Source organism: Streptomyces sp. NPDC008001 (genome assembly GCF_042958085.1).
Taxonomy (GTDB): domain Bacteria; phylum Actinomycetota; class Actinomycetes; order Streptomycetales; family Streptomycetaceae; genus Streptomyces.
The window spans coordinates 528946-551115 of sequence record NZ_JBIBIZ010000005.1; the positions used below are offsets into that span (position 1 = coordinate 528946).

Genomic DNA, 22170 nt, shown 5'->3' on the forward strand with positions numbered 1-22170 from the left:
TCTCATGGCATCCACGGCAGACGAAGACCAGAGAGCAGCCGATCCCGCGGGCCCGGCCGTATCGCCCGTACCCGCCGGGGCAGCCGGTGCGCGGGAGGCCGCAGGCGCCGTGCCCGCCTGGGGCGCCCGGCTCCTCGTCGTGGGCCTCGTCCTTGCCGCGCTCAACCTCCGCCCGGCCGTCACGAGCCTCGGCGCGCTGCTCAAGGAGGTCCGCGCCGACCTCGGCATGAGCGGCGCCGTGGCCGGCCTGCTGACCTCCGTGCCCGCCTTCTGCTTCGCCGTCGTCGGCCTCGCCGCACCCCGGCTGGCCCGCCGCTTCGGCGCCGCGGCCGTCGTCTGCGGCGGCATGGCGGCGATAGCCGCGGGCCTCGCCCTGCGCCCCTACGCGGGCGGCGTCCCCGGCTTCCTCGCCCTCAGCGTGCTCGCACTCGCGGGCATCGCCGTCAGCAACGTCCTCATGCCCCTGGTCGTCAAGCGCTGGTTCCCCGACCGGGTCGGGCCGATGACCGGCGTCTACTCCATGGCCATCGCCGCGGGGGCCGCCGGCGCCGCCGCGATCACCGTGCCGCTCACCGACGCGATGGGCCACCACTGGCGCCTCGGCCTCGGCGCGTGGGCCCTGCTCGCCGCCGCGGCCGCGCTGCTCTGGCTGGCGGCCGCCCGCCCCGGCCGCACGGGCGGTGCCGCGGCCCCCGCGACCGCCGCGCAGGACGTGCCCCGCACGAGCATCACCCGCAGCCCCACCGCTTGGGCGCTCGGCATCTTCTTCGGCATCCAGGCGACCGGGGCCTACATCGTCATGGGGTGGATCCCGGCGATCTTCCGGGACGCCGGAGTGCCCGCCTCCACCGCGGGCCTCCTGAGCGCCGTCACGATGCTGACGGGCATCCCCCTGGCCTTCGTACTGCCGCGCCTCGCCCCCCGGCTGCCCCACCAGGGCGTCCTGGTCGTCGCCCTCGCCTGCTTCGGGCTGGCCGGCTACGCGGGGCTGTGGCTGGCCCCGGCCGCCGGCGCGTGGGTGTGGGCCGTGCTGCTCGGCGTGTCCAACAGCGCCTTCACTCTCGCCCTGACGCTCATCGGCATGCGCGCCCGCACCGGCGGGGGCGTGGTGCGGCTGTCGGCCTTCGCCCAGAGCACCGGCTACCTGATCTCCATCCCCGGCCCGCTGCTCGTGGGCTGGCTCAACGAGACCACCGGCGGCTGGGACGTGCCGCTCGCGCTCATGGCGGCCCTGATGGTGCCTCAGGTCGTGGCGGGCGTGCTGGCGGGGCGCGACCGCACCGTGGAGGACGAGCTCTGAGGGATGCGAGGGAGGGGCCGGCGGCCGGTTCCGGCACGGAGCGGCCGCCCCGGACGTGGCGACGGGCCCGGCGGGTGGGACACTGGTCCGCATGCAGCCTGTGCTCGACCCGAACCCCAAGAACGGCCAGAAGGCCCTGCTGACGATCCTCGGCGCGATGCTCGGCATCACCGTGGTCATCTCGGTCATCGCGACGGTGTTCTCCCCCTGACCCACTGACCCGCTGACCCTGGAGGTCCGCCGCCATGCGGGGGTGGGGCTAGCCCCCCGTCCCCTAGGGGGCCTGGGTCAGGGGCAAGTGGGTGGTCCACCGGATGGGAGCGGGGCGCCGTTCTCCGTAGCTTCGTAGTACACCGCGACGTGGCGGTGCACCGACCGCTCGGAGGCGATCCCATGCCCGCCGGTACGAAAGACCGGACCCCCCACGCCGTGCAGACGGGCCTGCCGTGGTGGGGCCTGGCACTCGCCGCCGCAGCCTTCCTCACCTTCTTCGCCCTGCTGGCCTCGCCCGCCTCGGCGGACCCCGGGCCGGAGGCCGCCGGCCCCGGCACCGTCGCCCGCGTGGTCGCATACGTCCAGCTCGTGCTGGGTGAGCTCGCCGCGTGACGGCCGGCGCGGCGGGTGCGCCGCTTCGGGGGGAAGCCTCCCAACACCCCGCGCCTCGGGCAGGGTTTCATGCGAAGCTGGACGGCATGAGCTCCGAACCGACCCGCAGGATCGTCATCTTCCGGCACGCCAAGGCAGAGTGGTCCGACGGCGACGACCACGAGCGCCCCCTGGCCGACCGCGGCCGCAAGGACGCCCCGGTCGCCGGCCGCTGGCTCGCCGGTTCCGGCATCACACCCGACCTGGCCCTCTGCTCCACCTCCGCCCGTACCCGCGAAACGTGGAAGCTCGCCGTCCCGGAGCTGCCCGAGCGCCCCCGGACGGTCTACGAGGACCGGATGTACGAGGCCTCGCTCGGCGAGCTGATCGCCCTGCTCAACGAGGTCTCCGACGAGGTCCAGGACGTCGTCCTCATCGGGCACAACCCCGGCATGCACGCCCTGGCCGACGCGCTCGCGGGCGAGGCCGACGGCGATCTGCTCGCCCGGATGAACCGCACCGGCTTCCCCACCGCCGCCGTGGCCGTGCTGTCCTTCACCGGCTCGTGGAAGGCCGTCGAACACGGGGTGGGCCGCCTGGTCGCCTTCTGGGCGCCCCACGCGTGAGGTGATCCGGCGTACGCCTCTTACTCCGCCGCCGCGGCGGCGGAGTCGGTGCCGGCCCGGGCCCGTCAAGCTCGTCGGGCAGGCTGAAACCCGTGCCGCCCCAACAGCGCGGTGCCACGACGTGGCCGCCAGGCGGGTGCCGAAGCGGGCCGCCGCACCCGGCGAAGGCCCGCCCGGCAGGCCCGGCGGCCCGCCCGGCAGGCCCGCTGCAGCCGGGCGGTAGGAGGCCCCGGGGCCCGGCCCCGCCACCTCACTCGTGCGTCTTCGCCGCCTCGACCTCTTCCCGAGTGACGCCCAGCAAATACAGCACCGTGTCCAGGAACGGCACGTTCACCGCCGTGTGCGCCGCCTGCCGGACCACCGGCTTGGCGTTGAAGGCCACACCGAGCCCCGCCGCGTTGAGCATGTCCAGATCGTTCGCGCCGTCGCCGATCGCCACGGTCTGCGCGAGCGGCACCCCCGCCTCCGCGGCGAACCGCCGCAGCAGCCGGGCCTTGCCCGCCCGGTCCACGATCTCCCCGGTGACCCGCCCGGTCAGCCGGCCGTCGGCGATCTCCAGGGTGTTCGCCGAGGCGAAGTCCAGCCCGAGCCGCTCCTGCAGATCGTCGGTCACCTGCGTGAAACCGCCCGAGACCACGCCCACCTGGTAGCCGAGCCGCTTGAGGGTGCGGATCAGCGTCCGGGCGCCCGGCGTCAGCCGTACCTCCGCCCGCACCTTGTCCACCACGGACTCGTCCAGGCCCGCCAGCAGCGCCACCCGGGCGTGCAGTGACTCCTCGAAGTCCAGCTCGCCGCGCATCGCCCGCGCGGTCACCTCCGCGACCTCGGCCTCGCAGCCCGCGTGCGCCGCGAACAGCTCGATGACCTCGTCCTGGATCAGCGTGGAGTCCACGTCCATCACGATCAGGCGCTGCGCCCGGCGCTGCAGCCCGGCCGCGACGACCGCCACGTCCACCCCGCGCTCGTGGGCCTCCAGCGCGAGCGCGGTGCGCAGCGCCTCGGTCTCCACGCCGGACACCGCGAATTCCACGGCGGTCACGGGGTACTTGGCGAGCCGGAAGATACGGTCGATGTTGCCGCCCGTGCCGGTGATCCGGGCCGCGATGGCCGCCGTCGACTCCGCGGTCAGCGGATGCCCCAGCACCGTCACGTGGGAACGGCCGGTGCCTCGCGGGCGGTTGTCGCCCCGGCCCGAGATGATCTCCGCCTGCATCCGCATCGCCTCGGCCCAGCTGTGCACCGTGGCCCGCAGCTCGCCCTCGGCGTGCGCGCCGCCCTCCGGCGCCGTGACCAGCGCGCACAGCGTTATCCGGCCCCGGGTGACGACCTGCTCGATGTCGACGACGTCGACGGCGTACGCGGCGAGCGTGTCGAAGAGCCCGGCGGTGATGCCCGGCCGGTCCTTCCCGAAGATCTTGACGAGGAGCGTCGGCTCGTCGTCGCCGGGGACGGGGGTGGCAGGCGGGGTCTGCGATGCACTCATGGTCCTCTTACCGTATCGGGCCTCACACCGGATACGTACAGGTGTCCCGGGGAGCGGACGGCGAAGACACCGCCTACACCGCGTGAACTGCGGTCAACGCGCCCGTGGCGGCGGCCCGGGCGGCGGAGGCGGCGGTTCCTCGGGCGGAGGTGCCCCGTAGCGGTAACCGCTGCTCCGCGGGCTGCGGGGCGGCGGCAGCGGCCGTCCCGTCTGCGTCGGCGCGGTGGAGCGGTCGTCGGTCGGCGGACGCTTGTACGGGTTGGTGTCGTCCCGCGCGGGTCGCACCGGCGAGGGGCGGTACGGGCCCGGTGGCCCCATCGCGTCCGGATGACTCATGCCCGTCGCCCCCGCCGAACCGGCCGCGCCTCCCGCACCCGGCCGGGACGCCGCCCCGGCCCCCAACCCCGCCCCCGGGACCACCGCCCGCCGCCCCGCCGCCCCCGCCGCGCACGCGAGCGCGCCGCCCACGGCCCCGGCGGCGGCGCCCCACGCGGCGCCCAGGGCCAGCGCCATCGGGGCGTTGCCCCGCAGCTCCAGGCCCGCCCCGAACGCGTCGAAGCCCAGCACCGAAAGGCTCGCGTCCGCCTTCACGCGGGTCGCCAGCACCAGCAGCGGCAGGGCGAGGGCGGTCGCCACGCCCAGGGCCACCGCACAGCGCGCGGCGAACGCCGTCACCCCCAGCCCGTCCCGGGGTGTACGGGCGGCGGTGAGCACCCCGACGCCCAGCATCATCAGCACGCAGCCCACGGCCAGCAGCCACACCAGCCCGTCGAGCTCCGCCAGCCGCCCCAGGGTGACCGGCTCGTCGGCCCGCGCGCTCAGCAGCTCGTCCAGCGGCGAGGGCAGCACCTTGGTGAGCGCGCCCGTGGCCGTGCCGCGCCAGGAGACGAACAGCCCCAGCGGCACCGCGAGAAACACCCCGTTCGGCGCCCCGAGCAGCGCCGCCCCGAGCACCCGCTTGGGCTGGTCGTCCCCCGCCGCCGCGTACGCCGCGGCGGCCAGGCCCGCCGCCACCGCGAGGACCAGCACCGCGCACAGCGCCGACACCGCAGGCCGCACGCCCCGGTGCAGCACCTGCCAGCCGCGCGGGAGCGGAGCCCGGCGCGCGGCCAGCACCGCGATCAGCAGCACGCCCAGGACCCAGACGGCGCCGCCGAGCAACGAGGGCCCCGTCCGGACGCTGAAGCCGACGGACGCCTTGGCCCGGGCCAGACCGGAGAACCGGTCCGGCAGCCCGCCCGCAATGTCCCCGATGTCACCGATTCCCGGGATCACCAGCTTGGGGCCGCCCCCGCCGCCCCCGAGACCCAGCCCGCTCCCGTCGAAGGTGATCGAATCCTCCCCGGCCCACGCGAGGCCGGCGAGCAGGAAGAGAAACACGACCATCACCGAGACGGCCCGTACGGCGAGCTCTCCGGCACCGATCACGGCACCGGCCCTGCGCAACGATCGTGCAAAGATCATTCCCAGCAGGAGGGCTCCCGCCAGGCTCACTCCCAGTGGCGCGATATCGATGGCGGTGTGCGCCCCGGCGCCCTTCAGCCCGAATGCTTCAATATCGCCCGAAGGCATGAGGGATCCGCCTACGGCCAGGACGACGGCGGCCGCCGTCATCGGCCCCAGCGCCCCCGCCGCATCCGCGCCCAGCAGATGCAGCCCGAGCGCGGCAACTCCGGCCATCGCCAGAAAGGCCCAGCTCACAGCCGCGATTGAGGTCAGCAGCAGCTCCGCCGGACGCACCCCGCGCCCGGCCCCGTCCATGCTCATCACGGCCCCCCGCGCCGGTCCGCAACCGGGCTATTGCCCGGAAGTGCATGATCCGTACGTATCCATGGCGGTAACCACTCTCCGGGTATGTTTCGGATCGGTCAACGGCGCCTGTTACACGGTCGCGGCAATCCCCGACTTTCGGTTCGGGGACTGTGCCTGAAATAGTTCCTCCCGATGTTCGCCATCCCTAGACTCCCCTTGCAGGGGGCTCATCGGGGGACAAGTAGTGGGGCATGGAGTGCCGGAACTCGTACTGGAATTGAATGGACAGACCTGGACGCTCGATCCGTCCAGGTCCTACACCCTCGGGCGGGATCCGCAGGGTGACATGGTGCTGCAGGACGCACGCGTCTCGTGGCGGCACGCCACCGTACGGTGGGAGGGCCGCAGTTGGGTCATCGAGGACCACGGCAGCACCAACGGCACGTACGTGCAGGGCCAGCGGATCCATCACATGGAGATCGGCCCCGGCTCGACGGTGCACCTGGGCAACGCGACCGACGGCCCGCGGCTGAACCTCACCGCGGGCGCCGCCGGCGCCGGAGTGGGAGTCCCTGCCGCGGACCTCTACAGCGCGCAGACGGCCATGGCCGCACCGCTGCAGCAGCAGGCCCCGCCGCAGCACGCCCCGCACCAGCAGCCGCCGCAGCACCAGCAGCCCGGCGCCTGGCAGCAGCAGGCCCCGGGCCAGGTCCCGGGGCAGTACCAGCAGCCGCCGCAGGCCGGCTGGCAGCAGCCCCCGCAGCAGGCCTACGTCCCCCAGCAGCCCGGCCCCGGCGGCCAGCAGCCCCCGGCGCACGGCGGCACGCCCTCGCAGGGCGGCGCTCCGCCGGTCTACGGCGACCGCAGCCCCACCAGCTTCCACCAGATGGCCGTCGGCCGCGGCACGATGCGCATCGGTCGTGCCCTGGAGAACGACCTCGTCGTCTCCGACCTCCAGGTCTCCCGCCACCACGCCGAGTTCCGCGCCACCGGCGACGGCCGGTTCGAGATCGTCGACCTCGGCAGCCACAACGGCACCTACGTCAACGGTCAGCCGGTCCGCCAGCAGGTCATCGGCCCCCAGGACATCGTCGGTGTCGGTCACTCCACCTTCCGCCTGGTCGGCGACCGGCTGGAGGAGTTCGTCGACACCGGCGACGTCTCCTTCTCCGCGCGCCACCTCACGGTCACCGTCGAAGGCGGCAAGCAGATCCTCAAGGACGTCTCCTTCGGCGTCCCGGAGAAGTCCCTCATCGCCGTCATCGGCCCCTCGGGCTCCGGCAAGTCCACCCTGCTCAAGGCGCTCACCGGCTACCGGCCCGCCAACCAGGGCGACGTCCTCTACGACAACCGGAACCTGTACAAGCAGTTCGCCGAGCTGCGCCAGCGCATCGGTCTGGTCCCGCAGGATGACATCCTGCACAAGGAGCTCACCGTCCAGAAGGCGCTGCGCTACGCCGCCAAGCTCCGCTTCCCCGGCGACACCGCGGCCTCCGAGCGCGAGGCCCGCATCGACGAGGTGCTGCGCGAGCTCAAGCTCGACGTCCACAAGGACAAGAAGGTCACCGCCCTCTCCGGCGGCCAGCGCAAGCGCGTCTCCGTCGCCCTGGAGCTGCTGACCAAGCCCTCGCTGATCTTCCTGGACGAGCCCACCTCCGGCCTCGACCCGGGCATGGACCGCGACGTCATGCAGCTGCTCCGCAGCCTCGCCGACGACGGCCGCACGGTCCTGGTGGTCACGCACTCCATCGCCGAGCTGGCGCTCTGCGACAAGCTGCTCGTCATGGCCCCCGGCGGCTCCGTCGCCTACTTCGGCCCGCCCGAGGAAGCCCTCAACTTCTTCGGCTACGAGACCTGGGCGGATGTCTTCTCGGCCTTCGAGAACTACCGCGACTACGACTGGTCGGGCCGCTGGCGAGGCTCGCGGCACTACCAGATGTACGCGGCCGACATCGACGCCGTCGCCCCGCAGTCCGTACACGTCCAGCCGCAGATGGTGCGCCCGCCCAAGGCCCAGAGCTGGGGCTCCCAGCTGTGGACGCTGATGCGCCGCTACGCCTCCGTCATCGCCTCGGACCGCGGCTTCATGGCGCTGATGCTGATCCTCCCGGCCGTCCTCGGCGGCGTGAGCACCGTGATCCCGTCCGACTTCGGTCTCGGGCCCGCGTCCAAGGGCCACTTCAACCAGGACGCCGGCACGATCATGCTGATCCTCGCGGTCGGCATGTGCTTCTCCGGAGCCGCCAACTCCGTTCGTGAGCTGATCAAGGAACGGGTCATCTACGAACGGGAGCGGTCCGTCGGCCTCTCCCGCTCCGCCTACCTGATGTCCAAGGTGGTCGTCCTCGGTCTGATCACGGCGGTGCAGGGCGCCCTCATCTGCGCCATCGGCTTCTCGGTCCGCAAGCTGCCGGAGCACGGCCTGATCTTCAAGGCGGCGCCCGCCCTGGAGCTCTGCCTGGTGATCATCGCCCTGGGCTTCACCTGCATGATGATCGGCCTCGTCATCTCCGCGCTGGTGAAGACCGCCGAGAAGACCATGCCGCTGCTGGTCATGTTCGCGATCGTCCAGGTCGTCTTCACCGGCATCCTGTTCAAGATCTACGACTCGCCCGGCGTCGAGCAGGTCGCCTGGCTGATGCCGGCCCGCTGGGCCATCGCCGGCGCGGGCACCACGCTGGACCTCTCGCACGTGATGGCCCCGTTCGACAAGAGCCGGCCGCCGAAGCTCGACCCGCTCTGGGAGCACACCGCCACCCAGTGGGGCATCGACATCGTGGCGCTCATCGTCATCGGCGTCGCCTGCGGATTCGCGGTCGCGCGTTTGCTGCGCCGCCACGAGCCGGAGGTCATGCGCAAGTAGTCCCGCGCCTCGTCCCGCACACGCCGAAGGGCGGCACCCGCACCGGGTGCCGCCCTTCGGCGTGTGCTGCGGCGTCCGCTCAGTAGGCGGAGTTCACGTTGTCCATCGAGCCGTACACCTTGGCCGCGTAGTTGCAGGCGGCGGTGATGTTGGCGACCGGGTCGTAGATGTTCCAGGAGGTGCCCGCGACGTGGTACGCCTTGAAGGTCGGGTCGATCACCTGGAGCAGGCCCTTGGAGGGGATGCCCGCGGCGGCGTTCGAGTCCCAGTTGTTGATGGCGTTCGGGTTGCCCGTCGACTCCCGCATGATGTTGCGGTAGATGCCGTTGTAGGAACCCGGGATGCCCTTGGCCTTCATGATGTCCAGGGCTTCCTTGATCCAGCCGTCAAGGTTGTTGGCGTAGGTCTTCGGGGCCGGGGCGGCCTGGACCGGCTTGCGCTCGGCGGACCGGCTCGCGGCCTCCTTCTCGGCGCGCTCCTTGTCGGCCTTCGCCTTGGCGGCAGCGGCAGCGGCGTCGGCGTCCGCCTTCTTCTTGGCCTCGGCCTGGGCCTTCGCCTGCTTGGCGGCGGTCTCGGCCTGCTTGCCGATCTGCTCCTGCTGGTCCTGGGTGCCGAAGGCCTCGGTGCTCCAGGCGACGGGCTTCACGGCGATGGACTGCTTGCCCGAGTCGTCCGAGCCCGGTATCGCGGCCACCGCGAGGGCGGCGACGGCGGCGGCGGAGACGCCTGCGGCGGCGAACTTCTGGACCTTGGTCAGGCGGCTATAGCCAGAGATGGGGGAGCGCATGTGTGTGCTGAACCTCTTCTGAGTCGCTTCAAGTCGCAGTGGCCCGGATCGGCGCGAAGAAGCGCCGCGTCTCGATCGACGGCGCCGTGCGACGGGGGCAATTCTTAGCGGCCGCAAAAAGGTGTGGCAAAGGTGTGACGTACTATCCCGCTTCGTTGCGAAGGGGACGGCGGGGAGGGGCGGATCCAAGGTCAAAAGGGCCCCTGCCACCCGCTTACGCCGGATTTATCTCTCCACTAAGCAGGGTCGTAGGTGACGTGCGTCCTATGCGCGGCGTCACACCGGGCGGACCCCCGGGTCGCCCGGTGTGCCCGGCCCCGCACGCAGCGTTGCGTTCCTGTACGCAGCGTCGTGCCGGTGCCCCGGCGGTGTCGCTCCGGCCCCTGCCTCAGACCTCGACCAGCACCTGATCGAGGCTCTTGCGCACCAGGTCCGGCACCTGGCAGTCGTCGGCCGGATAGCCGACGGGGACCACCGCGAACGCCTTCTCGTTCACCGGCCGCCCCAGGACCTCCGACAGGAAGCGCATCGGGCTCGGCGTGTGCACCAGCGCGGCGAGTCCCGACAGGTGCAGCGCCGACAGCAGCATCCCGACCGCGATGCCGACCGACTCGTCCACGTAGTAGTGCTTGCGGCGCTCCCCGGCCTCCCCGAGCCAGTACCGCTGCTGGAAGACCACGATCAGCGCCGGCGCGTCCGTCAGGTGCGGCTTGACCTCGTCCGTGCCCAGCGGCCGCAGCGCCGCCAGCCACTCCTCGCCCAGCCGGCCCGCGTACGAGAGCTGCTCCTCTTCCTCCGCGGCCGCACGGATGCGCCGCCGCACCTCCGGGTCCTTCACCAGGACGAACGTCCACGGCTGCTGGTGCGCCCCGGAGGGCGCGGTGGCCGCGCACGCGATCGCGTCCCGCACCACCTGCTCCGGCACCGGGTCCGGGGAGAACTGCCGCACCGTCCGGCGCCGCCCCATGCGCTCGCGCAGCTCGGCGGCCCGGGCGAGGGACTCGGCGGCCGGCATGCGCTCGGGCCGGTACGGGACGGGCCGGTAGGGATCGCCGTGGGTCGGCACCCACTGTATTGGTATAGACATGACAGCAGCCTGCCCACACCTGGTTCCGGGCAGTCGTCCCGCGCGGGGCCGGCGGGACCACCGGCCTAAGCCCGAGGTCGCAGGCCTCAGCCGTCCCGGGCCCGACCCGTGGGAACGGCACCCCTGGATACGGTGAAGCCATGACCACCGGCCCCCGCTCCGGCCTGACGGCCGTGAGCACCGCACTCCTCGCCATGAGCAGACACCTGCAGGTGCACGACGTCCTCAAAACGATCGTCGTCTCCGCACGCGAACTGCTGGACGCCCGGTACGCGGCCCTCGGCGTCCCCGACGACCACGGCGGATTCGCCCAGTTCGTCGTCGACGGCGTCAGCGACGAGCAGTGGAAGGCCATCGGACCCCTGCCCCGCCAGCACGGCGTCCTCGCCTCGATGATCCAGCGGGCCACCCCCGAGCGCCTCGCCGACGTCCGCGCGGACCCCCGCTTCGGCGGCTGGCCCGCCGCCCACCCCGACATGCGCGACTTCATCGGCATGCCGATCGCCGACGGCGACGAGATCCTCGGCGCCCTCTTCCTCGCCAACAAGAAGCGCTCCGACCACCCCGGCGAACCGCCCTGCGGCCTTGCGGAAGCCGCACCCACCTGCGGCTTCACCGCGGAGGACGAGGAACTGCTGCGCGTGCTCGCCCAGCACGCGGCCATTGCCCTCACCAACGCCCGCCTCTACGAGCGCAGCCGCGAGCTGACCATCGCCGAGGAGCGCGCCCGCCTCTCCCACGAGCTGCACGACGCCGTCGCCCAGAAGCTCTTCTCGCTGCGCCTGACCGCCCAGGCCGCCGCCGCGCTCATCGACCGCGACCCGGCCCGCGCCAAGGAGGAGCTCCACGAGGCCGCCAGGCTCGCCGCCGAGGCCACCGACGAGCTCCGCGCCGCCGTGGTCGAGCTGCGGCCCGCAGGGCTGGACGAGGACGGTCTCGTGGCCACCCTGCGCACCCAGGTCCAGGTCCTCGACCGCGCCCACACCGCCAAGGTCACCTTCGCCTCGCACGGCATACGGGCCCTGCCGGCCGCCCAGGAGGAGGCGCTGCTGCGCGTCGCCCAGGAGGCCCTGCACAACGCCCTGCGCCACTCCGGGGCGGGCCGCGTCCAGGTCACCCTCACCCGGGCGGGCCAGGGCGCGACGCTGTGCGTCGCCGACGACGGCTGCGGCTTCGAGCCCGACGCCGTCCGCCGGGCCGGCCGCCACCTGGGCCTGGTGTCGATGCGGGACCGCGCGAGCGGCGTCGGCGGCAGTCTGACCGTTACCTCGGAGCCCGGGATGGGCACCGCGATCGAGATGGAGGTGCCCGGTGGCTGAGGCCGTGATCCGAGTGGTGCTGGTGGACGACCACCAAGTGGTCCGCAGGGGCCTGCGCACCTTCCTGGAGGTCCAGGACGACATCGAGGTGGTGGGGGAGGCGGCGGACGGCGCCGAGGGCGTCGAGCGCACGGAGGAGCTGCGCCCGGACGTCGTCCTCATGGACGTGAAGATGCCCGGCACGGACGGCATCGAGGCGCTGCGCCGGCTGCGGGAGCTGCAGAACCCCGCGCGCGTGCTGATCGTCACCAGCTTCACCGAGCAGCGCACGGTCATCCCGGCCCTGCGCGCGGGCGCGGCGGGCTACGTCTACAAGGACGTGGACCCGGAGGCCCTGGCCGGCGCGATCCGCTCGGTGCACGCCGGGCACGTCCTGCTGCAGCCCGAGGTGGCCGGGGCGCTGCTGTCGCAGGACGAGGGCGGGCCCGGCGGCAGCCAGGGGCGGGGCAACGCGCTCACCGAGCGGGAGCGGGAGGTGCTGGCGCTGATCGCGGACGGCCGCTCCAACCGGGAGATCGCCCGGGCGCTGGTGCTCTCGGAGAAGACCGTCAAGACCCACGTGTCGAACATCCTCATGAAGCTGGACCTCGCCGACCGCACGCAGGCGGCGCTGTGGGCCGTCCGACATGGGATCGGCGCGTGAGCACGGCAAAACGGAACGTCGCATTCTGATCAGAGATTCATACGACCGTGTGGCTGTAGCTCCGGCCCCGCAACCCGAATGGCCGCAGCCCGTTCTCCAGGACGTACCGCGGCGGCTGGCCGTGGCAACGCCCTAGGAAGGTCATAAGAAGAGTGAAGAACATGAAGAAGGCCGCAGTCCTCACCATCGCTGCCGGCGGTCTCGCCATCGCCGGTGCGGGCGCCGCTTCCGCGCACCAGGCTGACGGCAAGGCGGTCAACTCCCCGGGCGTTGTCTCCGGCAACGTCACCCAGGTGGCGGTGGGTGTCCCCGTCAACCTCTGCGGCAACACCCTCACCGTGGTCGGCGCGCTCAACCCGGCCGCCGGCAACCTCTGCGTCAACAAGTAAGACCGGTGCCTCCTGCCTGCCCGGTGTGCGCCGCATAGCCGGGCAGGTGCGGGCGATCAATCGTCCGAACGAGGGCAACACCGCCGATGGCCGTGCCGTCGGCGGTGCGCTGGCGTTCATCACTACGCGACCCCGCGGCTGGGGCCGCCGAGATCGTCAGCAGAAGGAAGACCCTCATGAACAGTGCCAAGAAAGCCGCCCTCGCCCTGGCGGTGACCGGGCTCGCCGTCGGCTCCTCGGTCGGCGTGGCGGCCGCTCACGACCACCACGGTGGGCGCGAGGTGAACCTGCACCGCCACCACCCCGGAGGCGCCATCGCCGAGGGCGTCGCCAAGGGCTCGCCCGGCGTTGTCTCCGGCAACGTCATCCAGGTGCCGATCCAGGTGCCGCTGAACATCTGCGGCAACACCATCGACATCATCGGGCTCCTCAACCCGACCTTCGGGAACACCTGCGTCAACGCGGACCGGGGCTGGGACGAGTTCCACAGCCACCGCGAGGTCCACCACGGTCACTGGGGCGGCCACGAAGGCCACAAGGGCCACGGTGGTCACGAAGGCCACGAAGGCCACGAAGGCCACGGAGGCCATGAAGGCCACGACGGCGGCCACTGGGACGACAACGACGACGACTGACCCGTCGGCTCCCGCGCCGTTCTCGCGACGCACAGGAAGGCCCCGCGGACCCGGTCCGCGGGGCCTTCCCGCCGTCCGGGCACCGGGCCGCGCCGCCTCAGTGCTGCCCGCGGGCCCGCTCCTCGACGATCGCGTTGTACGCGGCCACCTGGGCCCGCCGTGCCGTCCGCTCCACCGGCCGCAGTGCCTGTGCCCGTGCCGCTATCTCCGACGCGCTCACCGCGGCCCCGTGCTCCCGGCCGCCGCCGTCCCCCGGCTCGTGGGCGATCGCGATCAGCGCCCCCACCCGCTGCGCCAGCTCCAGCACCCGCACCGCCCGCGGCGGATAGCCGGGTGCCAGCACTTCCCTCCCGCGCTCGGCCCGGGCCCGGTACGCCTCCAGCGCCGCCTGGGCCACCGGCCCGGACCCCGCCACGTCCAGCCGGGTGAGCACCTCCGTGGCGTCCCGCAGCGCCTCCGCGAGCTCCCGCTCGGCCTCCCCGAGCGAGGGCACGTCCGCCGGGTGCGCGTCCCGCGCGGGCAGGCAGTGCCAGACGACTTCGACGTGCACATCTCCCTGCGGACCGGCCTCGTGCACCTCCGGGACGAGCCCCAGCGCGGCCCCCGAGGCGAGGACGGCCTCCTCGGCCTCCAGGGCGCGGGCGTTGAACTCCGGCGGGCCGCTCAGGCCCAGCGGGTGCCCCGGCGCCGGCAGCGCGAGGCGCAGCCCCGTCGCCCCGAGGGCCCGCAGCCGGCCGAGCGCGAGCGTCAGGCCGACGGGCCCGGATTCACCGGGAAGGCCGACGACTCGGTGGACGGCGTCATCTCCGGTGATGTGGTGCGCGGCGTCATCAGGTGCGGCAAAACCCGCAATAAGGGCATTTCCCCACGCGGTGAGGCGTCCTGAGCGATGTTCATCGAGCATGGCCACCAGCCTAAGGACTGGCGTCCCCGGCGGGTGGCGTAGGTTTTCCCTGGGGGCTGCGCTTACCGGCGCCGCGACGACGAGACTGCAATGGGAGACAACGCGCTCATGAGCGAAGTGCTGGAACTGGTGGACGTATCCGTGGTCCGCGAGGGCCGGGCTCTGGTGGACCAGGTCTCCTGGTCGGTCAAGGAGGGGGAGCGCTGGGTCATCCTCGGCCCCAACGGCGCCGGCAAGACCACCCTCCTGAATGTCGCCTCCAGCTACCTCTTCCCGACGACGGGCACGGTCAAGGTCCTGGGCGAGAAGCTCGGCGCGGTGGACGTCTTCGAACTGCGTCCGCGCATCGGCGTGGCGGGCATCGCCCTGGCCGACAAGCTGCCGCGCAGCCAGACCGTCCTGGAGACCGTCCTCACCGCCGCCTACGGCATGACGGCCACGTGGCAGGAGAGCTACGAGGAGGTCGACGAGCAGCGCGCCCGCGCCTTCCTCGACGTCCTCGGCATGACGGAGCTGCTGGACCGCAAGTTCGGCACCCTCTCCGAGGGCGAGCGCAAGCGCACCCTCATCGCCCGCGCGATGATGACCGACCCCGAGCTGCTGCTGCTCGACGAGCCCGCCGCCGGCCTCGACCTCGGCGGCCGCGAGGACCTCGTCCGCCGCCTCGGCCGGCTCGCCCGCGACCCGCTCGCCCCCTCCATGATCATGGTCACGCACCACGTCGAGGAGATCCCCGCGGGCTTCACCCACGTCCTGATGATCCGCCAGGGCAAGGTGCTGGCGGCCGGCCCCGTCGAGCTGGAGCTCACCTCCCGCAACCTCTCGCACTGCTTCGGCCTCCCCCTGGTCGTCGAGCGCAGGGGCGACCGCTGGACGGCCCAGGGCCTGCCGCTCTCCTGACGCCGCGCCCGCCGGCGCGGACCGGGGCGCCCCGCCGCGGGCGCCCTGTCCCGGGGCGGTCACCGCGCCTACCATGACCTTGTGGACACATGGGTGTGGTGGCTGGTGGCCGCCGTCGGACTGGGCATCCCGCTGGTCGTGACCGCGATGCCCGAGTTCGGCATGCTCGCGGCCGGGGCCGTCGCCGCCGCCGTGACCAACGCGCTCGGCGCGGGCGCCGTGGCGCAGTTCATCGTCTTCGCGGCCGTCTCGGTCGCCCTCATCGCCGTCGTCCGCCCGGTCGCCATGCGGCACCGCGCCCAGCGGCCCGAGCTGGCGAGCGGCGTGGACGCCCTCCGGGGCCGCCAGGCCGTCGTCCTCGAACGGGTGGACGAGAGCGGTGGCCGGATCAAGCTCGCGGGTGAGATCTGGTCGGCGCGCGCCCTGGACGCGGACCGCGTCTTCGAAGCCGGCGAGCACGTCGACGTCGTCGAGATCGAGGGCGCGACCGCCGTGGTGATGTGACGCCGTGATGCGGACGTCCCGATGTGAAGGGGATGCCGTGAAGTGCCGTCAACACCTGCACGGCGGCACCGCGTTCTGAAAGACTCGAACTGGATCAACCCGATCCGCCGGATCCGATCCGCCCGATCAACGACCAGAGGCACGGGGAGCCACGATGGAACCGATCATCATCGTCCTGATCATCTTGGTGGTGCTCGTCTTCATCGCCCTCATGAAGACGGTGCAGGTCATCCCGCAGGCCAGCGCCGCCATCGTGGAGCGCTTCGGCCGCTACACCCGCACCCTCAACGCCGGCCTGAACATCGTCGTCCCCTTCATCGACTCCATCCGCAACCGCATCGACCTCCGCGAGCAGGTCGTGCCCTTCCCGCCGCAGCCGGTGATCACCCAGGACAACCTGGTCGTCAACATCGACACCGTCATCTACTACCAGGTGACCGACGCCCGGGCCGCCACTTACGAGGTCTCCAGCTTCATCCAGGCCATCGAGCAGCTCACCGTCACCACCCTGCGCAACATCATCGGCGGCATGGACCTCGAACGGACCCTCACCTCCCGCGAGGAGATCAACGCCGCGCTGCGCGGCGTCCTCGACGAGGCCACCGGCAAGTGGGGCATCCGTGTCAACCGCGTCGAGCTCAAGGCCATCGAGCCCCCGACCTCCATCCAGGACTCGATGGAGAAGCAGATGCGCGCCGACCGTGACAAGCGCGCCGCGATCCTCACCGCCGAGGGCATCCGCCAGTCGCAGATCCTCACCGCCGAGGGCGAGAAGCAGTCCGCGATCCTGCGCGCCGAGGGCGAGGCCCGGGCCGCCGCGCTGCGCGCCGAGGGCGAGGCCCAGGCCATCCGTACGGTCTTCGAGTCCATCCACGCCGGCGACGCCGACGAGAAGCTGCTCGCCTACCAGTACCTCCAGATGCTCCCGAAGATCGCCGAAGGCGACGCCAACAAGCTCTGGATCGTGCCCAGCGAGATCGGCGACGCCCTCAAGGGCCTCAGCGGTGCCGTCGGCAGCCTCAACCCCACGGGCGGCGCGCCCAGGACCACCAAGGACTCGCCGCGCCGCGAGCAGCCCGGCATCGACTGACGGACACCCGCGCGGCCCCCGGCGCGGACCATCCCGCGGGGGGCGACCGCGGGCTCCGGCGGCGGACGGCCCTCGACCGGCGACCGCCCTCTCCTGCATGATCAACGAGGCCCCCCGACCTTCCACGGCGGGGAGGCGACAAACGGATCATGAAGGAGATGGCCTTGTCCATCTGGGAAGCACTCGCGGTCTTCGCCGCCGGCATCGGCGCGGGCACCATCAACACCATCGTCGGCTCCGGCACCCTGTTCACCTTTCCGGTGCTCCTCGCCATCGGCCTGCCGCCGGTGACCGCCAACGTCTCCAACACCATCGGCCTGGTCACCGGCAACATCAGCGGAGCCATCGGCTACCGGCGCGAACTCCGCGGCCAGGGCGCCCGCGCCGTCCGCCTCGGCATCACCGCCTTCATCGGCGGACTCGCCGGAGCCGTCCTGCTGCTCGCCCTGCCGTCCAAGGCGTTCAACGCGATCGTGCCCGCCCTCATCGGCATCGCCCTCGTCCTCGTCGTCCTCCAGCCCCGGCTCGCCAAGGCGCTCGCCCGCCGCCGCGAACGCAACGGCACCGAGGAGACCGCCCACCCCGACGGCGGCCCCGTCCTCCTCGTGGGCCTGCTGCTCTCCAGCGCCTACGGCGGCTACTTCGGCGCCGCCCAAGGAGTCCTCTACCTCTCCCTGATGGGCCTGCTGCTCCGCGAGGAGCTCCAGCGCATCAACGCCCTCAAGAACATCCTGGCCGTCGTCGTCAACGGCGTCGCCGCCCTGTTCTTCGTCTTCGCCGCCCACGTCGACTGGACCGCCGCCCTGCTCATCGCCGCCGGATCCACCCTCGGCGGCCAGATAGGAGCCAAGGTCGGCCGCCGCCTGTCTCCCACGGCGCTGCGCGGCGTCATCGTCGTGGTGGGCGTCGTGGCGATCGTGCAGATGCTGCTGCGCTAGGCCACGAAGCTGCGGCGGCCGGGGTCGGCGTACATCCCCGTCGCGAGCAGCAGCGACTCCGCCGGAGTGGGCTCGAACGGCAGCCTCAGCAGCCGCATCCCCGCCTGCTCCGGAGTCCGGTCAGCCTTGCGGTGGTTGTCCTCCGCACACGCGGCGACCGTATTGAGCCAGCTGTCCTCGCCCCCGCGGGAGCGCGGCACCACGTGGTCCACCGTCGTGGCCCGCCTCCCGCAGTACGCGCAGCGGTGCCGGTCCCGCACCAGCACGCCCCGGCGCGACCAGGGCGCCCGTCTTCGGAACGGCACCCGCACGTACCGGCAGAGCCTGATCACCTGGGGCGCGGGCACTTCGACCGCCGGACCCCGCACCCGGCGCCCGGGCCGGGCCTGCTCGACCACGGCCTTGCCCTGCAGCACGAGCACCACGGCCCGCCGCAGCGACACCGTCGCCAACGGCTCGAAGCTCGCATTGAGGACCAGCGTCTCCCGCATCCCGGCCACCTCCCGGCTCACCCCCGCCCCAGCGGCAGGATGGCTCAACTGTGCCGGTGCCGTCCTGCGGCGGACAACGCAATTTCCGCTGCAGAAAAGGGAGTTGGAGGAAGCGTGGGCGCGCAGGAGGAGAGGAGGAACGGGGGCGACGCTCCGGGCCCTTCCCCCGTAACGAACACGGGCCCGGAGCGTACGGCAGCGGACGCGGCCGCCCGGCACGCAGCCGGGCTCCGGCAGACCGCGGACGCACGTGCGCCCCGCCGCCCCCGCCACTGCGGTGTCCACTGCCCGACGGCCATGTGCGGAGCCGTCAGCCATGCACCACTGTGCGATTCAGGGCGGCGGGGCGCAACGGAATTTCCGGGAGCCACGCCGGTACGGGCCCGCGCAGCACACCCGCCCGGGCCCGCGTCCGGGGCCTCAGCCCCCGGCCGGCACCTCGTACTCGCCGATCAGCTGGGCCCGGCCCAGCGCGTGGAAGCGCAGGTGGAAGCCCACGACGGCCGGCGACGCGTCCGCGTCCGGCCCGAGCTTCTCCTGGTCCACCGCGTACACCGTGAACACGTAGCGGTGCGGCCCGTCGCCCGCCGGCGGAGCGGCCCCGCCGAAGTCCCGCGTGCCGTAGTCGTTGCGCGCGTGCACCGCGCCCGGCGGCAGCCCCTTCATGTCCCCGCCGCCCGCACCCGCCGGCAGCTCCGTCACCGAGGCCGGGATGTCGAACAGCACCCAGTGCCAGAACCCGCTGCCCGTCGGCGCGTCGGGGTCGTAACACGTCACTGCGAAGCTCTTCGTACCGGCCGGGAAGCCCTCCCAGCGCAGGTGCGGAGACGTGTTCCCGCCACTCTGCACCTGACCCCGGCCGAGCGGTCCACCGTCCGTCAGATCGTCGCTCACCACCGTGAACGAGGGCACGGGCGGGTGGAAATCGTGGGGGAGCGGCCGTCGCTTCTGCTCGGACACCTCTGTGCCTCCTGTCACGCACGGAATGCTGCGGAACATCTGAACCTGAAGTCGTCAGCCTAACGAGCCCTCAACGGCTGCGGCTGAGACCATACGAAGCGTGCTTCGACTGTTTGGCCCCACCGGACGACCGGCCGGCCGCGCCCTGCGCGCCCTGACCGTCCTCCTCGCCACCCTCCCCCTGCTCCTCCTCCCCGCCTGCTCCTCCTCCGACGGGCATGGCAAGAAGGGCGCGAGCGGCACGGGCGGCGCCTCGACCGCCGCGCCGCCCGCGCCCTCGTGGGCCCGCGGCATGAAGACCGTCTCCCGGGCCAAGCTGCCGCCCGAGGCCCGTCAGACCCTCGACCTCATCGACAAGGGCGGACCCTTCCCGTACGACAAGGACGGCACCGTCTTCGGCAACTACGAGAACCGGTTGCCGAAGCAGTCCCGCGGCTACTACCACGAGTACACCGTCCCCACGCCCGGCTCCCGCACCCGAGGCGCCCGCCGCATCATCGCCGGCAGCCACTCCGAGCGCTTCTACACCAGCGACCACTACGAAACCTTCGAAGCGGTGGTACAGCCATGACCGACCTGCTGCCCGCCCCCGGACTCACCGGACTCCTCCTCGGCACGACCCCGCCGGGCGTCTACCGGCTGCCTCCTGCCGACACCGCCCCCCGCGTCATGGGCCTCGCCGCCGAGGCCGACTGGCGGGGGGCCACCCTGCACCTCGGCGGAGTGACCACCAAGACCGCCTTCATGGACCGGTGCGCCACCGACCTCGAGCTCCCCGACTGGTTCGGCCGCAACTGGGACGCCCTCGCCGACTGCCTCACCGACCTCTCGTGGTGGCGGGAGGAGGGCAAGGCACGCGGCTTCCTCGTCCTCGCCGAGGAGTGGACGGCCTTCAGGAAGGCCACACCGCGCGAGGCCCGCACGGCGGAAGCCGTCTTCGCCGACGCCGTCGACTACTGGGCCGAGGCGGAGTCACCGCTGGCGGTGCTCCTGGGGTGAGCGACGGGGCCAGCGGCGGGGAGCGGATGAGGCGAGCAGGTCAGAACCAGTTGCGCTTGCCGCCGACCTCCGCCAGCCACTGGTTGAGGTACGCCGCCCAGTCCGTCTGCCCGTACGCCTGCAGGTCGACCGTGAACGACCGGTACGTGTCACTGCCCTCGGTGAACAGCCCGGGCTTCTTGTCCATCTCCAGCACGACGTCCATCTCCCGGTCGTCCGCGACGAACGACAGCTCGACCTCGTTCAGCCCCCGGTACTGCGCCGGCGCCCGGAACTCGATCTCCTGGTAGAAGGGCAGCCGCTGACGCGTCCCGCGGATGTGGCCGCGCTCCAGGTCCGCGCTCTTGAACGCGAAGCCCAGCTGCCCGAAGGCGTCCAGGATCGCCTGCTGCGCCGGCAGCGGGTGCACGTTCACCGGATCGAGGTCGCCGGAGTCGACGGCACGGGCGATCGCCAGGTGCGTCGTCACACCGACGTTCATGCCCGTCAGGTGCCGGCCGAGGAAGGTGGTGACCGGCGTCTCCCACGGGATCTCCAGCCCGAACGGCACCGTGTGCACCGCCCCCGCCTGCACCTCGAAGGCGCCACCCAGCTGGACGCGCGTGAACTCGACGTCCTGCTTGTACTCGCTGTCGTCGCCCTCCACCTCGACGCGGGCCTGCAGCCCGACGGACAGGCCCTGGATCGCCTGGGCGACGGAGCCACCCTGGATGCGCACCTCGCCCTGGACGACACCGCCCGGGACGACGTTCTCCTCGAACAGCACCGTCTCCACCGAAGCGCCCCCCGCGCCCAGGCTCGCCAGCAGCTTCTTGAACCCCATGACTGCGACCTCGTCCTTCCGTTCCGGTCCGTTACGCTCGATAGGCATGATCGCCGCGCCTGACCGTATGCCACTCACCCGGGACTTCTTCGCCCGTCCCGTGCTCGAGGTCGCCCCCGAGCTGCTGGGCCGCACCCTCGTCCGCACCACCCCCGACGGACCGATCGAGGTCCGCATCACGGAGGTCGAGGCGTACGCGGGCGAGGCGGACCCCGGCTCGCACGCCTACCGCGGCCGCACCGAGCGCAATGCCTCGATGTTCGGACCGCCCGGCCACGCGTACGTCTACTTCATCTACGGCATGTGGTTCAGCCTCAACCTCGTCTGCGGGGAGGAGGGCACCGCGAGCGGCGTCCTCCTCAGGGCGGGCGAAGTGATCAAGGGGCAGGAGCTGGCCCGGGAACGCCGCCCCAAGGCCCGCAAGGACCGCGAGCTGGCCCAGGGCCCCGCTCGCCTGGCCACGGCACTGAGTGTCGACCGCGCCCTGAACGGCACGGACGTCTGCGCCGGCCCGGACGCCCCGCTCTCGGTGCTCACCGGCCACCCCGTCCACCCGGACCGCATCCGCAACGGCCCGCGCACGGGCGTGGGCGGAGCGGGCGCGACCCACCCGTGGCGCTTCTGGGCGGACGGCGACCCGACGGTCAGCCCGTACCGCGCGCACGTCCCGCGGAACCGCGCAGGACGCGGCATGACGGGCCGACAGGCCGGTGCTTGACTCCGGGGCGAGGAAGACCTAACGTAGCCCGAGCCGCTTGAGACGGACGTGCCGTGTGCACGGACCGGTGGGCGGCAACTCACTACTACGAGGTCACCCCGGATCGGGGTCATATTTTGCTGTGCCGAAATATGACGACGAACGGACTCGACCGGCTCGATTAGGAGCCGGACGGGAAAGCCGCTAAAGTAGTGAACACCCCGCCGACGGGGATCGGAAAACGAATTCGAGCCGGAAACGGCAAGGAAAACGATCTGATAGAGTCGGAACACGAAATACCGAAGGGAAGCGCCCGGAGGAAAGCCCGAGAGGGTGAGTACAAAGGAAGCGTCCGTTCCTTGAGAACTCAACAGCGTGCCAAAAGTCAACGCCAG

24 protein-coding genes are annotated in these 22170 nt (G+C 72.3%); 16 read left to right on the forward strand and 8 right to left on the reverse strand.

What is annotated here, in order from left to right; translation table 11 throughout:
* Positions 1–4 precede the first annotated feature (4 nt).
* From ACFZCD_RS16495 to ACFZCD_RS16510, 4 genes are all read left to right on the forward strand, one after another.
* Entirely contained in the window at positions 5–1300 is a 1296-nt protein-coding gene (locus ACFZCD_RS16495; protein WP_391831243.1) for a CynX/NimT family MFS transporter, read from the forward strand.
* Between the two features lie 91 nt (positions 1301–1391).
* A complete protein-coding gene (locus tag ACFZCD_RS16500; RefSeq protein ID WP_268829820.1) occupies positions 1392–1511 on the forward strand; it encodes an SGM_5486 family transporter-associated protein in 120 nt (39 codons plus the stop codon).
* A gap of 182 nt (positions 1512–1693) precedes the next feature.
* Positions 1694–1906 carry a hypothetical protein gene (locus tag ACFZCD_RS16505; RefSeq protein ID WP_391831245.1) on the forward strand — a complete coding sequence of 71 codons (213 nt, stop codon included), beginning with the start codon at positions 1694–1696 and terminating at the stop codon, positions 1904–1906.
* Positions 1907–1992: 86 nt separating this feature from the next.
* Entirely contained in the window at positions 1993–2511 is a 519-nt protein-coding gene (locus ACFZCD_RS16510) for a SixA phosphatase family protein (RefSeq protein WP_391831247.1), read from the forward strand.
* 250 nt (positions 2512–2761) lie between these two features.
* On the opposite strand, the gene serB is transcribed toward ACFZCD_RS16510, so the two are convergent.
* Positions 2762–3994 carry a phosphoserine phosphatase SerB gene (gene serB / locus ACFZCD_RS16515; protein WP_391831249.1) on the reverse strand — a complete coding sequence of 411 codons (1233 nt, stop codon included), beginning with the start codon at positions 3992–3994 and terminating at the stop codon, positions 2762–2764.
* Positions 3995–4087: 93 nt separating this feature from the next.
* Complete coding sequence (locus ACFZCD_RS16520) at positions 4088–5761, reverse strand: streptophobe family protein (RefSeq protein WP_391831251.1); 1674 nt, start codon at positions 5759–5761, stop codon at positions 4088–4090.
* 229 nt (positions 5762–5990) lie between these two features.
* Between ACFZCD_RS16520 and ACFZCD_RS16525 the strand changes: the two genes are divergently transcribed.
* Entirely contained in the window at positions 5991–8609 is a 2619-nt protein-coding gene (locus ACFZCD_RS16525; protein ID WP_391831253.1) for an FHA domain-containing protein, read from the forward strand.
* Between the two features lie 79 nt (positions 8610–8688).
* On the opposite strand, the gene ACFZCD_RS16530 is transcribed toward ACFZCD_RS16525, so the two are convergent.
* Complete coding sequence (locus tag ACFZCD_RS16530) at positions 8689–9396, reverse strand: transglycosylase SLT domain-containing protein (RefSeq protein ID WP_391831255.1); 708 nt, start codon at positions 9394–9396, stop codon at positions 8689–8691.
* A gap of 388 nt (positions 9397–9784) precedes the next feature.
* On the reverse strand, positions 9785–10483 hold the full coding sequence (locus tag ACFZCD_RS16535) for a nitroreductase family protein (RefSeq protein WP_391831257.1): 699 nt from the start codon (positions 10481–10483) through the stop codon (positions 9785–9787).
* Between the two features lie 140 nt (positions 10484–10623).
* Here ACFZCD_RS16535 and ACFZCD_RS16540 point away from each other — a divergent pair, with 140 nt between their 5' ends.
* From ACFZCD_RS16540 to ACFZCD_RS16555, 4 genes are all read left to right on the forward strand, one after another.
* Positions 10624–11802: a GAF domain-containing sensor histidine kinase gene (locus ACFZCD_RS16540; protein WP_391831259.1), complete on the forward strand. Its 1179-nt coding sequence runs from the start codon at positions 10624–10626 to the stop codon at positions 11800–11802.
* A complete protein-coding gene (locus ACFZCD_RS16545; RefSeq protein ID WP_391831261.1) occupies positions 11795–12445 on the forward strand; it encodes a response regulator in 651 nt (216 codons plus the stop codon). Before ACFZCD_RS16540 ends, ACFZCD_RS16545 begins: the two co-directional genes overlap by 8 nt.
* 152 nt (positions 12446–12597) lie before the next feature.
* Positions 12598–12834, forward strand: a complete 237-nt coding sequence (locus ACFZCD_RS16550) for a chaplin (RefSeq protein ID WP_391831263.1) — start codon at positions 12598–12600, stop codon at positions 12832–12834.
* 176 nt (positions 12835–13010) lie between these two features.
* Positions 13011–13469: a chaplin gene (locus tag ACFZCD_RS16555; RefSeq protein WP_391831265.1), complete on the forward strand. Its 459-nt coding sequence runs from the start codon at positions 13011–13013 to the stop codon at positions 13467–13469.
* Positions 13470–13566: 97 nt separating this feature from the next.
* Here ACFZCD_RS16555 and ACFZCD_RS16560 read toward each other — a convergent pair whose 3' ends face one another.
* Positions 13567–14373 (reverse strand): hypothetical protein, encoded by an 807-nt coding sequence (locus tag ACFZCD_RS16560; protein WP_391831267.1) that lies wholly within the window; start codon positions 14371–14373, stop codon positions 13567–13569.
* Positions 14374–14481: 108 nt separating this feature from the next.
* On the opposite strand from ACFZCD_RS16560, the gene ACFZCD_RS16565 reads away from it, so the two are divergent.
* The 4 genes from ACFZCD_RS16565 to ACFZCD_RS16580 all read left to right on the forward strand — a co-directional run bounded on the left by ACFZCD_RS16565 (position 14482) and on the right by ACFZCD_RS16580 (position 17805).
* Positions 14482–15273: an ABC transporter ATP-binding protein gene (locus tag ACFZCD_RS16565; protein ID WP_391831269.1), complete on the forward strand. Its 792-nt coding sequence runs from the start codon at positions 14482–14484 to the stop codon at positions 15271–15273.
* 93 nt (positions 15274–15366) lie between these two features.
* Complete coding sequence (locus ACFZCD_RS16570) at positions 15367–15777, forward strand: NfeD family protein (protein ID WP_391831338.1); 411 nt, start codon at positions 15367–15369, stop codon at positions 15775–15777.
* 154 nt (positions 15778–15931) lie between these two features.
* Positions 15932–16867 carry an SPFH domain-containing protein gene (locus ACFZCD_RS16575; protein ID WP_391831271.1) on the forward strand — a complete coding sequence of 312 codons (936 nt, stop codon included), beginning with the start codon at positions 15932–15934 and terminating at the stop codon, positions 16865–16867.
* Positions 16868–17031: 164 nt separating this feature from the next.
* Positions 17032–17805 carry a sulfite exporter TauE/SafE family protein gene (locus ACFZCD_RS16580; RefSeq protein ID WP_391831273.1) on the forward strand — a complete coding sequence of 258 codons (774 nt, stop codon included), beginning with the start codon at positions 17032–17034 and terminating at the stop codon, positions 17803–17805.
* Here the strand turns inward: ACFZCD_RS16580 and ACFZCD_RS16585 are convergent.
* Together ACFZCD_RS16585 and ACFZCD_RS16590 are read right to left on the reverse strand one after the other, a co-directional pair.
* Positions 17802–18296: an HNH endonuclease gene (locus ACFZCD_RS16585; protein ID WP_391831275.1), complete on the reverse strand. Its 495-nt coding sequence runs from the start codon at positions 18294–18296 to the stop codon at positions 17802–17804. The two genes, ACFZCD_RS16580 and ACFZCD_RS16585, sit on opposite strands and share 4 nt — an antisense overlap.
* A 420-nt stretch (positions 18297–18716) precedes the next feature.
* On the reverse strand, positions 18717–19256 hold the full coding sequence (locus ACFZCD_RS16590; protein WP_391831340.1) for a YbhB/YbcL family Raf kinase inhibitor-like protein: 540 nt from the start codon (positions 19254–19256) through the stop codon (positions 18717–18719).
* Positions 19257–19356: 100 nt separating this feature from the next.
* Between ACFZCD_RS16590 and ACFZCD_RS16595 the strand changes: the two genes are divergently transcribed.
* Both ACFZCD_RS16595 and ACFZCD_RS16600 read left to right on the forward strand, forming a co-directional pair.
* A complete protein-coding gene (locus tag ACFZCD_RS16595; RefSeq protein WP_391831277.1) occupies positions 19357–19827 on the forward strand; it encodes a ribonuclease domain-containing protein in 471 nt (156 codons plus the stop codon).
* Positions 19824–20255, forward strand: a complete 432-nt coding sequence (locus ACFZCD_RS16600; RefSeq protein ID WP_391831279.1) for a barstar family protein — start codon at positions 19824–19826, stop codon at positions 20253–20255. Before ACFZCD_RS16595 ends, ACFZCD_RS16600 begins: the two co-directional genes overlap by 4 nt.
* A gap of 40 nt (positions 20256–20295) precedes the next feature.
* Here ACFZCD_RS16600 and ACFZCD_RS16605 read toward each other — a convergent pair whose 3' ends face one another.
* On the reverse strand, positions 20296–21078 hold the full coding sequence (locus tag ACFZCD_RS16605; protein ID WP_391831341.1) for a sporulation protein: 783 nt from the start codon (positions 21076–21078) through the stop codon (positions 20296–20298).
* 46 nt (positions 21079–21124) lie between these two features.
* On the opposite strand from ACFZCD_RS16605, the gene ACFZCD_RS16610 reads away from it, so the two are divergent.
* On the forward strand, positions 21125–21796 hold the full coding sequence (locus ACFZCD_RS16610) for a DNA-3-methyladenine glycosylase (RefSeq protein ID WP_391831281.1): 672 nt from the start codon (positions 21125–21127) through the stop codon (positions 21794–21796).
* Positions 21797–22170 lie beyond the last annotated feature (374 nt).